This is a genomic window from Pseudomonas sp. C8002, assembly GCF_013385765.1.
Classification (GTDB): Bacteria; Pseudomonadota; Gammaproteobacteria; order Pseudomonadales; family Pseudomonadaceae; genus Aquipseudomonas.
In genome coordinates this window covers 193,969-206,875 of record NZ_JACAPJ010000012.1, presented here as the reverse complement: position 1 = coordinate 206,875, position 12,907 = coordinate 193,969, and the positions used below count along the sequence as shown (strand labels likewise).

General features: G+C 63.9%; 10 protein-coding genes. 3 read left to right on the top strand and 7 right to left on the bottom strand.

Going from position 1 to position 12,907, the window contains the following annotated elements; translation table 11 throughout:
* Positions 1 to 273: 273 nt before the first annotated feature.
* Complete coding sequence (locus HX814_RS18740) at positions 274 to 1,515, top strand: MFS transporter (protein WP_063026986.1); 1,242 nt, start codon at positions 274 to 276, stop codon at positions 1,513 to 1,515.
* Here HX814_RS18740 and HX814_RS18735 read toward each other — a convergent pair.
* The 4 genes from HX814_RS18735 to HX814_RS18720 all read right to left on the bottom strand — a co-directional run bounded on the left by HX814_RS18735 (position 1,512) and on the right by HX814_RS18720 (position 5,761).
* Positions 1,512 to 3,695: a xanthine dehydrogenase family protein molybdopterin-binding subunit gene (locus tag HX814_RS18735; protein ID WP_177008832.1), complete on the bottom strand. Its 2,184-nt coding sequence runs from the start codon at positions 3,693 to 3,695 to the stop codon at positions 1,512 to 1,514. The genes HX814_RS18740 and HX814_RS18735 overlap by 4 nt on opposite strands.
* Positions 3,692 to 4,681 carry a xanthine dehydrogenase family protein subunit M gene (locus HX814_RS18730; protein ID WP_008436634.1) on the bottom strand — a complete coding sequence of 330 codons (990 nt, stop codon included), beginning with the start codon at positions 4,679 to 4,681 and terminating at the stop codon, positions 3,692 to 3,694. The genes HX814_RS18735 and HX814_RS18730 overlap by 4 nt, the downstream gene beginning before the upstream one ends.
* A complete protein-coding gene (locus tag HX814_RS18725) occupies positions 4,678 to 5,202 on the bottom strand; it encodes a (2Fe-2S)-binding protein (RefSeq protein WP_256343968.1) in 525 nt (174 codons plus the stop codon). Before HX814_RS18725 ends, HX814_RS18730 begins: the two co-directional genes overlap by 4 nt.
* A 106-nt stretch (positions 5,203 to 5,308) precedes the next feature.
* Entirely contained in the window at positions 5,309 to 5,761 is a 453-nt protein-coding gene (locus HX814_RS18720) for a DUF4879 domain-containing protein (protein WP_177008833.1), read from the bottom strand.
* A 200-nt stretch (positions 5,762 to 5,961) separates the two neighbouring features.
* Here HX814_RS18720 and HX814_RS18715 point away from each other — a divergent pair, with 200 nt between their 5' ends.
* Positions 5,962 to 7,257, top strand: a complete 1,296-nt coding sequence (locus tag HX814_RS18715; RefSeq protein ID WP_003215557.1) for an NCS2 family permease — start codon at positions 5,962 to 5,964, stop codon at positions 7,255 to 7,257.
* Positions 7,254 to 8,333: a tRNA (uridine(54)-C5)-methyltransferase TrmA gene (trmA, locus tag HX814_RS18710; protein ID WP_177008834.1), complete on the top strand. Its 1,080-nt coding sequence runs from the start codon at positions 7,254 to 7,256 to the stop codon at positions 8,331 to 8,333. The genes HX814_RS18715 and trmA overlap by 4 nt, the downstream gene beginning before the upstream one ends.
* Before the next feature lie 163 nt (positions 8,334 to 8,496).
* Here trmA and HX814_RS18705 read toward each other — a convergent pair whose 3' ends face one another.
* The 3 genes from HX814_RS18705 to HX814_RS18695 are packed head-to-tail and all read right to left on the bottom strand — an operon-like array spanning position 8,497 to position 12,892.
* Entirely contained in the window at positions 8,497 to 9,825 is a 1,329-nt protein-coding gene (locus HX814_RS18705) for a TolC family outer membrane protein (RefSeq protein WP_177008835.1), read from the bottom strand.
* Positions 9,822 to 11,153: an HlyD family type I secretion periplasmic adaptor subunit gene (locus HX814_RS18700; protein WP_177008836.1), complete on the bottom strand. Its 1,332-nt coding sequence runs from the start codon at positions 11,151 to 11,153 to the stop codon at positions 9,822 to 9,824. The genes HX814_RS18705 and HX814_RS18700 overlap by 4 nt, the downstream gene beginning before the upstream one ends.
* Positions 11,150 to 12,892, bottom strand: coding sequence for a type I secretion system permease/ATPase (locus HX814_RS18695; RefSeq protein WP_177008837.1), 1,743 nt, complete (start codon positions 12,890 to 12,892; stop codon positions 11,150 to 11,152). The genes HX814_RS18700 and HX814_RS18695 overlap by 4 nt, the downstream gene beginning before the upstream one ends.
* Positions 12,893 to 12,907 lie beyond the last annotated feature (15 nt).

Below are 12,907 nucleotides of genomic sequence, written 5' to 3'. Positions count from 1 at the left end.
GCCCGTCGCGGCGGCCCGCGGAACCGGGCCGGAGTGCGGGCATGCCGAGCCTAAGCGAGGCACCGAGTGGTGGGGCAAAGACCTTTTGGTTACTTTTGGGGCGTTTGCCAAAAGTGACCCGCTGTAAGAGCGGAACCATAAGTGGCCGTTACCGAAGAAACGGATATGTACTCAGCCAGACTGAACATATCTCATCCCCCCAACCCACCACGCAACTATTGGTTACAAGTTGGTGATAACCTCACCGTTCCCCCACCCAGACCCGTCTCCCCGATGCCCAGTGAACCCGCGCTGCTGTTACGTCACCACCGCCCTTTCATCGCGTTCTGGCTGGCGCGGATCTTCACCGCCAGCGGTTTCCAGATGCTCACCGTGGCCATCGGCTGGAACCTCTACCAACTGACCGGCAACGTGCTGGACCTGGGTTTGGTCGGCCTGGTGGAGTTCGTACCGCGGGTACTGTTCATGCTGCACACCGGCCATGTGGCCGATCGCTATGAACGGCGCAAGGTCGCAGCCATCTGCCAGACCGTTCAAGCGCTGATCGCGCTATCCCTGGCAATCGGCGGGCTGACCGGCAATGTCACCCGCGAGATGATTTTTATCCTGGCATTCCTGCTGGGCGCAGCCCGCTCGTTTGAAATGCCCACCACCCAGGCCCTGCTGCCGAGCATCGTGCCCACTGCACTGTTTCCCCGCGCCGTGGCGTCGTCGCAGTCGGCGCAGCAATTGGCCACCATCGTGGCGCCGGCGCTGGGCGGTCTGCTGTACGCCTTTGGCAGTGTCTGGGTCTACGGCCCCACGGTGGTGCTGTACCTGATCGCCTGCGTGCTGACCCTCAACCTGCCCGCGCGCCAGACGCCGCTGAACAAGGCCAAGGCGACCATGGATTCGTTGCTGGCCGGGATTCGTTTTATCCGCAGTCGGCCGGACATCCTCGGCGCGATTTCCCTGGACCTGTTCGCCGTATTGCTGGGCGGCGCCACGGCCTTGCTGCCGGTGTTCGCCAAGGACATTTTGCTGACCGGGCCGTGGGGCCTTGGGCTGCTGCGCTCGGCGCCAGCGGTCGGGGCGTTGTTGATGTCGTTGTGGCTGGCGCGGTTTGCCGTCGACCGGCATGTGGGGCGGATCATGTTTACGGCAGTCGGGGTGTTTGGCGTAGCCACCATCGCGTTCGGCCTGTCGACCTCGTTCTGGTTCTCCCTGGCGGTGCTGGTGGTATTGGGCGCAGCGGACATGATCAGCATGGTGATCCGCGCCTCGTTCGTGCAACTGGAAACCCCGGACGAAATGCGCGGCCGGGTCAGCGCGGTCAACGGGCTGTTTATCGGCGCGTCGAATCAGTTGGGCGAGTTCGAGTCCGGGATCACCGCCCACTGGTTCGGCACCGTGCCCGCCGTGGTCATGGGCGGCATCGGCACGCTGGTGGTGACCGGGGTCTGGATCAAACTGTTCCCGACCCTGGCCAACCGCGACCGCATGCATGTGCCGGTGGAAGAGCCCGCCAAGGTTTAGAAGACCTTGTCGAGGGTGACGGGAAAGTCCCGCACCCGCTTGCCGGTGGCGTGATACACCGCGTTGGCTACCGCCGCCGCCACCCCGACTATCCCGATCTCGCCGACGCCCTTGGACCCAAGGGCGTTGACGATCTCGTCGTGTTCTTCGACAAACAGCACATCAATCTCGCCGATATCCGCGTTTACCGGAATGTGGTATTCGGCCAGGCTGTGGTTCATGGAGCGACCCAATGCGTAATCGACCTGGGTCTCCTCATGCAACGCCATGCCGATGCCCCAGACCACCCCGCCGAGAATCTGGCTACGGGCCATCTTCGGATTGACCACCCGCCCGGCCGCAATCGCACTGACCACCCGGCTGACCTTGACGGTGCCCAGGTCCTCATCCACCCGCACTTCGACAAACACCGCCGAATGGGTGGCAGAGGCATAGCCTTCGCGCTGTTTGCCCGGCTCGCAATCCACCTGCACTTCCAGCGCCTGCTCGCCGCTGTCTTGCACCAATTGCGCCAGGGAGATGCGCTGGTCACCGGCGTGCAGCTGGCCATTCTCAAACCGCGCCGACTCAGCGTCTTTGAACGCCGGGTACGTCTTGCGAGCAATGTCCAACAGCTTGGCGTTCAACGCTTCACAGGCCTGTTGCACCGCACTGCCCACCGACGACACGGTAAACGAGCCGCCCTGCAACGGCGCCGTCGGCAGCGATGAATCCCCCAGCAGGAACGTCACATCGCCTACCGGCACGCCGCTGGCCTGGGCGGCGATCTGCGCCATGACCGTGTAAGTGCCGGTGCCGATATCGGTGGTGGCGCTGCTGACCGTGAGCTTGCCGAGGTGGTCGATGCGTGCCTTGGCGCTCGCCTTCATTTGCAGGGCCTCCCACACGCCACCGGCCATGCCCCAACCGATCAGTTGGCGACCATCGCGCATGCTTCGCGGCTCCGGGTTGCGCTGGCTCCAGCCAAAACGCTCGGCACCTTCGCTGTAGCATTCGCGCAACGCTTTGCTGGACCAGGGCTTGTCTTCGTTCTGATTGCGCTCGGCATAGTTGATCAGCCGCAATTGCACCGGGTCGATGCCCAGGGCGCAGGCCAGTTCATCCATCGCGCATTCCAGGCCGATCACCCCCAGCGCTGCGCCGGGGGCGCGCATGTCCAGCGGTGTGAACACGTCCAGCGGCACCAGCTTGTAGGTCAGCAGCACGTTATCGCAGTGATAGAGCATGCCGCTCCATTCCACCACGTGTTCGCTGAAGTCCTCGAAGCGCGAGGTCTGGCCGATGGCGGTGTGGCCCAGGGCAAGCAAGCGGCCATTGGCGGCAGCACCCAGTTGCAGGCGCTGCAAGGTGCGCGGGCGATAACCGAAGGTGAACATCTGCTGGCGCGTGAGGGTGACGCGCACCGAACGCTTCAGGGCCAGCGATGCCATCACTGCCAGCGGCAACTGGTACTGCGGGCGCAGACCGGAACCAAAGGCGCCGCCGACGAACGCGGCGAAGATCCGCACCTGGCTTTTATCCAGGCCGAAGACTTTCTGCACATAGGCCTGGCAGTTCTGCGGGCCCTGGGTCTTGTCGTGGATATGCAGGGTGCCGTCCGGCTGATACAGCACGGTGCTGGCGTGGGGTTCCATGGGGTTATGGTGTTCGATGGGCGTGCTGTAGTGCAGATCCAGGCTCGTGGCGGCGCCGGTCCATTCGGCCTGGAAGTTGCCGCGCGGCTTGGGCGGTGTTTGCGGCGACGGGTGCGCCTGCTCCTGCAAGGCCAGCAGATCGGTCTCGGCAGGCTCGGCGGCGTATTCGATCTGCACCAGGGAACCGGCGTGGCGCGCCAGCTCCAGGTTGTCGGCAATCACCAATGCCAACGGCTGGCCGCTGTAGAGCACGCGGTCGTTGTACAGCGGGCGAAACGGCGAGCCGTCGGCAGCATCGGCATCGGCGTAGCTGTCGTCGTAGCTGGCCAGTTTCGGGCGGTTGAGGTGATCAAGCACCATCACCACACCGGGCAGCGCCAGGGCTTGGGACGCATCAATGCGGATGACCCGGCCCTTGGCGATGTTGCTCGACACCACGCTGCCGTGCAGCAAGCCATCCTCGGGAAACTCACCGGCATAGCGCGCTTGCCCGGTGACCTTGAGCAGACCGTCGACCCGGTCCAACGGTTTGCCGATTGCGCTCATGACGTGGCTCCTGCAACAGCGGCATCGCTCAGGGCGCGAATGATCGCGCGGCGTGCCAGTTTGATCTTGAAGCCGTTGTGCTCCAGCGGCTCGGCGTCCAGCAGCAGGGTTTCGGCGGCAGTGCTGAAAGTTTCGCGGCTGACGGACTGGCCGATCAGCGCGGCTTCCACCGCGCGATCACGCCATGGCTTGTGGGCGACGCCGCCCAGGGCCAGGCGGGCGTCGACGATCACATCGCCATCCAGCTCCAGCGCCGCCGCGACGGATACCAGGGCGAAGGCGTAGGAAGCCCGGTCACGGATTTTAAGATAGTGACTGTGGGCAGCCAGGTGGTCGGCAGGCAACTCGATGGCGGTGATCAGTTCGTCGTCGGCCAACTGGTTATCCCGCTGGGGTGCATCGCCCGGCAGCCGGTGAAAGTCGGCGAACTCGATGACCCGCGCACCACCCCGGCCCTGCACATGCACCCGCGCATCCAGGGCGGCCAGGGCCACGCACATGTCCGAAGGATGGGTGGCGACGCACTGGTCGCTGGCGCCGAGGATCGCGTGGATGCGGTTCAAACCGACCCGCGCCGGGCAACCGCTGCCGGGCTCGCGTTTGTTGCAGGGCACGGCAGCGTCATAGAAGTAGTAGCAACGGGTGCGTTGCAGCAGGTTGCCGCCGGTACTGGCCATATTGCGCAATTGCGGCGAGGCGCCGGCGAGGATGGCCTGGGACAGCAGCGGGTAACGTTCCTCGATCAGCGGGTGCCAGGCCAGGTCGGCGTTGCTCACCAGGGCACCGATCATCAAGCCGCCCTCTGGAGTTTCTTCTACGTCGCGAAGTGGCAGCCCGGTGATATCAATCAGGTGCTCCGGGCGGCTGATGTTCTCTTTCATCAGGTCCAGCAGGTTGGTGCCACCGGCGATAAACCGCGACGCCGGGCTGACCAGGTGCACCGCCTCCTGCACGTCGGCCGGCTTGCTGTAATGGAAGGGATTCATTGCTCACCTCCCTGCACGCGGCACGCCGGCAAGGCTTCTTCGATGGCATCACGGATGTTGTTGTAGGCGCCGCAGCGGCACAGGTTGCCGCTCATCAGTTCCTGGATTTGCGCGGTGTCGTGGGCGCGGCCTTCAAGGGCCAGGCCCACCGCCGAGCAGATTTGCCCCGGCGTGCAGTAGCCGCACTGGAAGGCATCGTGCTTGATAAAGGCCTGCTGCATCGGGTGCAGGTCTTCGCCCGAGGCCAGGCCTTCGATGGTGGTCAACTCGGCACCGTCACACATCACCGCCAGGGTCAGGCAGGCGTTCACCCGCTTACCATTGAGCAACACGGTGCAGGCGCCGCACTGGCCGTGGTCGCAGCCCTTCTTGGTGCCCGTCAGGTCCAGTTGCTCGCGCAGCAGGTCCAGCAGGGTGGTCCAGGGCAATACATCCAGTTGGATGGGGTCCCGATTGAGGGTCAGGCGTATCGGATGACTGACGAACGGCTTGGCCGCCGCGCCATTGGGGGTTGCGCTCATAAACACCTCACGGATTGGTGTGCAATCGCGGCGTTCTGGGAAGTCGCCGTCTTAGCGGTACGACTTCCCGGGGTTATGAGCGTTCAAGGCAATTGATGGGTGGCGATCAGCGAATGCTGAGGGTGGTAACCAGTTGGTTGCGCGGCGGGTTGATCGAGGTGTTGCTGTACTGGAAGGTGCCGCCGGCTTCGACATTATCCAGCTGGAACGTATAGATGTAGCCCATCAACGTTCCCGCGCCGCTGCATGGCTGGCTGATGGAACCCACCTGACAGATGGCGGTGGTGCTGATACGGGGCACCGACGCGCCGTCGAAAAATGCCTGTGGGCTGTTGCCCAGGCCGACTTCCATCACGTACACCAGTGTCTGCCCGCGGTGCGTGCACATCTGGGTGCTGTCGGCCCGCTCGGGAATGGTTTCAGTGCACTTGGCCGACTGAACCTTGAATACCCGCACCTCGCTCAACGCCGGTGCAGGCGCGCCCCACGCCGGTGCCGCACCGAGCCACAGGCCGATGCAACCGAACAGAGCTAGACTCCAGGCGCTGGCTTTTTTCATGCTGTCGATGACCCTGTAATAAACGTCGGCGCAGTATGCCTCAAGGCCATGATCAAGCCTATGCGCCACTGGCCCTCGGCTGCTGGTATGATGCGCCGCTTTTTCCGATCCTCTCTGGAACCACAGGCGCTTGGCGCAGTTTGTGCTTTGACTTAGAGGTCAACAAATAACGACGCAAGATAGCGTCACAGGGAGCAGGCATGCTGGAAAAGCTGTTTCAACTCAAGGCACACAACACGAATGTGCGCACCGAGATTCTCGCGGGCGTCACCACCTTCCTGGCCATGGCCTACATCCTGTTCGTCAACCCGAGCATTCTCGGCGAGACCGGCATGGACAAGGGCGCGGTCTTTGTTGCGACCTGCCTGGCGGCGGCCATCGGTTCCACCGTGATGGGCCTGATCGCCAACTACCCGATTGCCCTGGCACCGGGCATGGGCCTCAACGCATTCTTCACCTACACCGTGGTCCTGCACATGGGCCACACCTGGCAAGTGGCGCTGGGCGCGGTGTTCATCTCGGCAGTGCTGTTCTTCCTGCTGTCGATCTTCCGCATCCGCGAATGGATCATCAACAGCATCCCGCTGCCCCTGCGCTCGGCGATTGCGGCGGGTATCGGCCTGTTCCTGGCGCTGATCGCCCTGCACAACGCCGGCATCGTGGTCAGCAACCCGGCCACCATGGTGGGCCTGGGCGACCTGAAACAACCCGCGCCGATCCTCGCCACCCTCGGCTTCGCGCTGATCGTTGCGCTGGAAGCCCTGAAAGTGCGCGGCGCGGTATTGATCGGCATCCTGGTGGTGACCATCGCCTCCATCGTGCTGGGCTTCACCCCGTTCGGCGGCGTGATGTCGATGCCACCTTCGCTGGCCCCGACCTTCCTGCAACTGGACATCAAAGGCGCCCTGGACATCGGCCTGGTGAGCGTGATTTTCGCGTTCCTGTTCGTCGACCTGTTCGACAACTCCGGCACCCTGATCGGCGTCGCCAAGCGCGCGGGTCTCATGGGCAAGGACGGCCACATGCCGAAAATGGGCCGTGCGCTGATCGCTGACAGTACGGCGGCCATGGCCGGCTCGCTGCTGGGCACCTCGACCACCACCAGCTACATCGAATCGGCGGCGGGCGTGAGCGCCGGTGGCCGTACCGGTTTGACCGCCGTCGTGGTCGCGATCCTGTTCCTGCTGGCGCTGTTCTTTTCGCCACTGGCGGCCAGCGTCCCGGCCTTCGCCACCGCACCGGCGCTGCTGTTCGTCGCCGTACTGATGACCTCGGGCCTGGCCGAAATCGACTGGGACGACATCACCGTCGCCGCACCGGTGGTGATCACCGCCCTGGCGATGCCATTCACTTATTCCATCGCCAACGGCATTGCCTTCGGTTTCATCGCCTGGACCGCCATCAAGCTGCTTTCGGGCCGCTACCGTGAGCTGAACCCGGCGCTGGTGATCCTGTCGATTCTGTTTGTGATCAAGCTGGGCTGGTTCAACGCATGACTTTTGACGCCGCAAGCTACACCGTTCAACTGGAAGAAAAGGTCACGCGCCTGCGTGACCTGCTGGCGCCGTTCGACGCGCCAGAGCCTCAGGTTTTCGACTCGCCGTTGCAGAACTTCCGCCTGCGGGCGGAGTTCCGCCTGTGGCGCGAAGAGGGTCAGCGCCACTACGCAATGTTCTCCCAGGACGACAAGCGCACACCGATCCTCATTGAAGAGTTTCCGATTGCCAGCCTGCGCATCAACCAGTTGATGCCGCAACTCAAGGCCGCCTGGCAAGCCAGCGCCGCCCTGAGCCACAAGCTGTTCCAGGTGGAGTTCCTCACCACTCTGGCCGGCGACGCGATGATTACCCTGTGCTATCACCGCCCGCTGGATGAGCATTGGCATACGGCGGCGAACAAGCTGGCGGCAGACCTGAACGTCAGCATCATCGGGCGTTCCAAGGGCAAGCGCGATGTGATCGGCCGCGATTACGTGGTCGAGAAACTCGACGTTGGCAGTCGCACCTTCAGCTATCGCCAGCCTGAAGGCGCGTTCACCCAGCCCAACGGCACGGTGAACCAGAAGATGCTCAACTGGGCGTACGAAGCGCTCGGCGACCGCAGTGACGATTTGCTGGAGCTGTATTGCGGCAACGGCAACTTCACCCTGCCCCTGGCCACTCGCGTGCGCAAAGTGCTGGCCACCGAGATCAGCAAGACTTCGGTGAACGCGGCACTGAGCAACCTCGATGAAAACGCGGTGGATAACGTCACCCTGGTGCGTTTGTCTGCCGAAGAGCTGACCGAGGCCTTGAATGAAGTGCGGCCGTTCCGCCGCCTGCACGGCATCGACCTCAAGAGCTACGAGTTTGGCAGCGTGTTCGTCGACCCGCCGCGTGCCGGCATGGACCCGGACACCTGCGAGCTGACCCGGCGCTTCGAGAACATCCTGTACATCTCCTGCAACCCGGAGACGTTGGCGGCGAACATTGCGCAACTGCATGACACGCACCGGATTACCCAGTGCGCCATGTTTGACCAGTTCCCGTGGACGCACCACATGGAATCGGGTGTGTTGCTGACCCGGCGTTAAATCCCCAGCATTGCAAAAATCAAAATGTGGGAGCCGTCGAGCTTTAGCGAGGCCGCGATGGCGGTGGGTCAGACAGAAAAATGTCATCAGCCCCGCCGCCATCGCAGCCTCGCCAAGGCTCGACAGCTCCCACAGTGGATCGGTGTGTTAGCCGATATAGCCATCATGCCGATGGCTGGAAATACCCCGCCAACGCCCGCAGGTCCTGCTCGTTGAGCAACCCTGCAAAATACTTCAGTTGTATCCGCGCCAGCAGATACGCATGCCGCGCATCCGCCAGGTCGCGGCGTGCCGTGAACAGTTGCTGCTCGGCATCCAGCACATCGAGGTTGACGCGCTCGCCACCGGTCACGCTTTTCTTCGTCGCCGTCACCAGGGCGGTGGCCGAGCTGACCGCCATTTCATACGCCCGCACTTTGGCCGCGCCGCTGGTGTTGAGGTTGAATTGCTTGCGCAGTTCGATCAGCGTCCTGGCGGTCTGCGCGTCCAGTTCATATTGGGCCTGGGACAGTTGATTGGCGGCCTGACGGGTTGACGCCGACACCGAGCCACCGGCGAACAGCGGCAGGCTGACCTGGATGCCGACGCTGTTGGTGTCGTACTTCTGGTTGTAGCTGCTTTCCGAATCCGAGCTGGTCTGGCGGCTGCTCGCATACAGGCTGACCTTGGGCATGTGCCCGGCGCGCTTGCGCTCCACTTCGTATTCGGCGACGTCCAGCGCGTGGTGCTGGGATTTGAGCTCCGGGTTGTTGGCCATCGCCATTTCCCGCCAGGTCTCGAAACGGTTGGGCTCCAGCGGCGGGATCTCGAACTGGCGAGTCAGCGGCGCCAACTCGTCTATCTGCAACGGCTGGCCCACAATCGCTTCCAGCTCGCGCAAGGCTGCGTCCTGGGTGTCCAGGGATTCGATCTCTTCGGCCTGGGCCAGGCTCAGGCGTGCCTGGGTTTCCAGCACATCGGTGCGGGTGCCCTCGCCGCCCTTGAGCAGCCGTTCATTGAGTTGCAGGCGCTCGGCATACGCGCGTTTCTGGGCGCGGCTCAGCTCGATCCGCTCCTGGGCCAGCAACGCCTGGCTGTAGGCGCTCAACACCCGCACGGCCAGTTCCTGGCTCTTGCTGCGAAAGCGTTCATCGGCAAACAGCGCCTGCGCTGCACCCTGGCGATAGCGCGCATAGGCTTCGTAATCGAGCAGCGGTTGTTGCAGGGTCAGGGTCGAGGCATAGCTGCGGTAATCGCGGTCGCTGGTGACGTTGCCCACCGCCGTCGACTGGGTGACTTCGGACTCATTGCGCGAGTTGCTGTAGCTCCAGGACAGGTTCGGCAACAGCCCGGCGCGGCCGATGATGCGGTTTTCCTCGCCGGCCTCGCGCTCCTGGATTGCCGCCTGAAACGTCGGATCGTTGCGCAGGGCCAAGTCATAGGCGTCGAGCAATCCCAGCGCCTGAACCGATCCACTGCAGGCACAACACAGACCGAATAACAGCGCCTTCATTCTTCCACCAACGCCATGTGAGTCCGATCCAGCAAAGGTTTGAACAGGTAGTTGAGCATCGAGCGCTCACCGGTTTTGACGAACGCTTCCACCGGCATGCCCGGGCGAATCTGCAAGCCGTCGAGCTGGCGCATGCCAGCTGCACTGACCTGGGCGCGCAAGGTGTAATACGGCTCATCGGTGCGCTCGTCGACCTGGCGGTCGGCCGACACCAGCGTCACTTCACCGGCAATGCGTGGGGTGGTGCTCTGGTTGAACGCCGAGAACAGCAACTCCACCGGCAAGCCCGGGTGCACCTTGTCGACCATCTGCACCGGCACCCGCGCTTCCACCAGCAGTGGTTCGCCCTGGGGCACGATGTCCATCAGCGCCTGGCCGGGCTTGATCACGCCGCCTTCGGTGTACACCTCCAGCCCCACCACCACGCCAGCCGCCGGCGCGCGCACCAGGCTGTTGGCCAGTTCGAATTCGGCCGAGGCCAACCGGTTGCGCAAGTCGTCGCTGCGGGTGCGGGTTTCGGCCAGTTGGCCGCGCAGGTCTTTCTGGAAGTCTTCGCCGAGCTGGCGGATGCGCAGGCGCAGTTCAAGGACTTGCCGTTGCAACTGGCCGATGCGGCCGAAATCCTCGGCAATCGCACCGTCGAGCTGGGCATACAGCCGTTCATTTTCCAGCAGCCGATTGCGCGGAATGTAGCCGTCCCGCGCCAGCTCGCGCAGGCCTTGCAGTTGTTCATTCATCGCGGTGCGTTGCAGCACTTTGCTGGCCTGGGATTCCCGGGTGCCGCGCAATTGTGCCTCGGCCCCGGCGATGGTTTCCCGCAGGCCTTGCTGCTCCGTGGCCAGGGCCTGGACGCGACTGCTGAACAGTTGCCGTTGCAGGCTCAAGGTGGCGGCGGCCTCAGGCTCGTTCAGCAGTTCGGGACCGAAGACGATGGCCGACAAGCCTTCGCTCTCGGCACTCAAGCGCGCTTCGCTGGCCCGGGACGCAATGAACTGGCTGCGCAAAGACTGCATCTGCCCGCGCAACGGGGTCTCCTTCAGGCGGATCAATACCTGGCCGGCGCTTACCACCTCGCCATCGCGCACCTCGATCCGCTCGACGATCCCGCCCGCGGGGTGCTGCACCGTCTTGCGGTGCCCCGACACCATGACCTTGCCGGACACCGCCACGCCCTTGTCCAACGGTGCCAGCGCGGCCCAGCCCAGGAACCCGGCAAACCCGCCGAGCACCAGCAACCAGCCCAGGCGCGCGTATTTTTTATCGTCCAGCGCCAGCACGTTGTTCACCGGCGGCACGCTGTTGTCCGTCACAAGCACAGGTCGGTTCATGCTTTTTTTCCTTCACCGAGGCGGTAGCTCATGCTCATCGCCGACACCGGTTTGGGCGGCGCGGCCACCGGTTTCTGCGTGGCCTCCAACACCCGCGCCGTGGGCCCGAACGCCTGCAACTGGCCGTCCCGCAGAATCAGTAATTGGTCCGTCAACGCCAGCACAGGGGTCTTGTGGGTGATCAGCACCAGCGTGCGACGCTGCGCCTTGAGCAAGGTGATGGCACGGAGCAAGGCCTGCTCGCCGGCCTCATCGAGATTGGAATTGGGCTCATCCAGTACGATCAGCGCAGGCACGCCGTACAGCGCTCGCGCCAGCGCGACACGTTGCTTCTGCCCGCCGGACAACCCGGCACCGCCCTCCCCCAGTTGGGTGTCGTAGCCTTGGGGCAACTGCAGGATCAGTTGATGCACGCCGGCCATTTGCGCGGCAGCGAGCACCTTGTCCGAATCCACGGTGTCGAAACGCGCGATGTTGTCGGCAATGCTGCCGGCGAACAGCTGGATGTCCTGGGGCAGATACCCAATGTGCGGGCCGAGTTGCTGCTTGTCCCATTGCGCCAGGTCCGCGCCGTCCAGCCGTACCTTGCCGGCCAAGGGCGCCCAGGCCCCCACCAGCAGCCGCGCCAGGGTCGACTTGCCGCAACCGGAAGGCCCGATCACGCCCAGCACGTCACCGGCAGGCAGGCTGAACCCGAGGTTGGCCAATGCAGGCCGACGACTGCCAGGCGCACACGCGCTTACCTGCTCGACCGTCAACTGGCCGCTGGGCGCCGGCAAGCTCATGCGCTCGGTGCGCGCCGGGTTGGCCGCCAGCATCAGGGTCAAACGGTCATAGGCCAGGCGCGCCGAACTCCACTGTTTCCACACGCCGATCAGTTGGTCGATAGGGCTCAGTACCCGCCCCATCAGGATCGAGCCGGCGATCATCATGCCCGGCGTAATCGCCCCCTGCACCGCCAGCAATGCACCCAGACCGAGGACCAATGACTGCAACGCCAGGCGTACGCCCTTGGACCAGGCACTGATGGCAGCGGTCTTTTCACTGGCCAGGTTCTGCGCCGCCAGAAACGCCTGGTGCTGGGCAAACCAGCGCGCACGCAGGGTTGCCAGCATGCCCATGGCTTCGATGGCTTCGGCATTGCGCAGGTTGGCCGTGGCCTGCTGGCTGGCGCTGATCGACAGCTGATTTGCCTGAGTCAACGGTGCCTGGCAGATGTGCTGGTTGGCCCACGCCAGCGCCATCAGCATCAGCGCACCGGCCAGCGCCAGGACGCCGAGCCAGGGGTGGAACAGGAAGATCACCAGCAAGTACACCGGAAACCACGGCGCATCAAAAAATGCGAACAGCGCCTGGCCGGTGGCGAACTGGCGCAAGGTCGTCAGGTCGCTCAACGCCTGCCCAGCCGCCTGGGTACCGCCCTTGAGTTGCGCCTCGAACGCGGCGTCGTACACCCGCTGGTTCAGGCGCATGTCCATCTGTGTGCCAAGACGGATCACCACCTGGCTGCGCACCCACTCCAGCGCGCCCATCAAGCCGAACAAGCCAAGGATCATCAGCGTCAGCATCAACAGGGTCATCGAGTTGCCGGAGGCCAGCACCCGGTCGTAGACCTGCAACATGTACAGCGCCGGGGCCAGCATCAACAGGTTGATCACTGCCGAAAACAAGCCAATGTTGAGGAAGCCACTTTTATAGGCCGTGAGAGCGGCCAGGGTTTCGTTGCCGGCATGGCGCATCGAGGGAGTCTCATG

Coding starts and splice junctions, on each gene's coding strand:
- HX814_RS18730 (WP_008436634.1), bottom strand. CDS start 4,681: ATGAATCCCTTCCATTACAGCAAGCCGGCCGACGTGCAGGAGGCGGTG.
- HX814_RS18715 (WP_003215557.1), top strand. CDS start 5,962: ATGCTGGAAAAGCTGTTTCAACTCAAGGCACACAACACGAATGTGCGC.
- HX814_RS18725 (WP_256343968.1), bottom strand. CDS start 5,202: ATGAGCGCAACCCCCAATGGCGCGGCGGCCAAGCCGTTCGTCAGTCAT.
- HX814_RS18735 (WP_177008832.1), bottom strand. CDS start 3,695: ATGAGCGCAATCGGCAAACCGTTGGACCGGGTCGACGGTCTGCTCAAG.
- trmA (WP_177008834.1), top strand. CDS start 7,254: ATGACTTTTGACGCCGCAAGCTACACCGTTCAACTGGAAGAAAAGGTC.
- HX814_RS18695 (WP_177008837.1), bottom strand. CDS start 12,892: ATGCGCCATGCCGGCAACGAAACCCTGGCCGCTCTCACGGCCTATAAA.
- HX814_RS18705 (WP_177008835.1), bottom strand. CDS start 9,825: ATGAAGGCGCTGTTATTCGGTCTGTGTTGTGCCTGCAGTGGATCGGTT.
- HX814_RS18720 (WP_177008833.1), bottom strand. CDS start 5,761: ATGAAAAAAGCCAGCGCCTGGAGTCTAGCTCTGTTCGGTTGCATCGGC.
- HX814_RS18700 (WP_177008836.1), bottom strand. CDS start 11,153: ATGAACCGACCTGTGCTTGTGACGGACAACAGCGTGCCGCCGGTGAAC.
- HX814_RS18740 (WP_063026986.1), top strand. CDS start 274: ATGCCCAGTGAACCCGCGCTGCTGTTACGTCACCACCGCCCTTTCATC.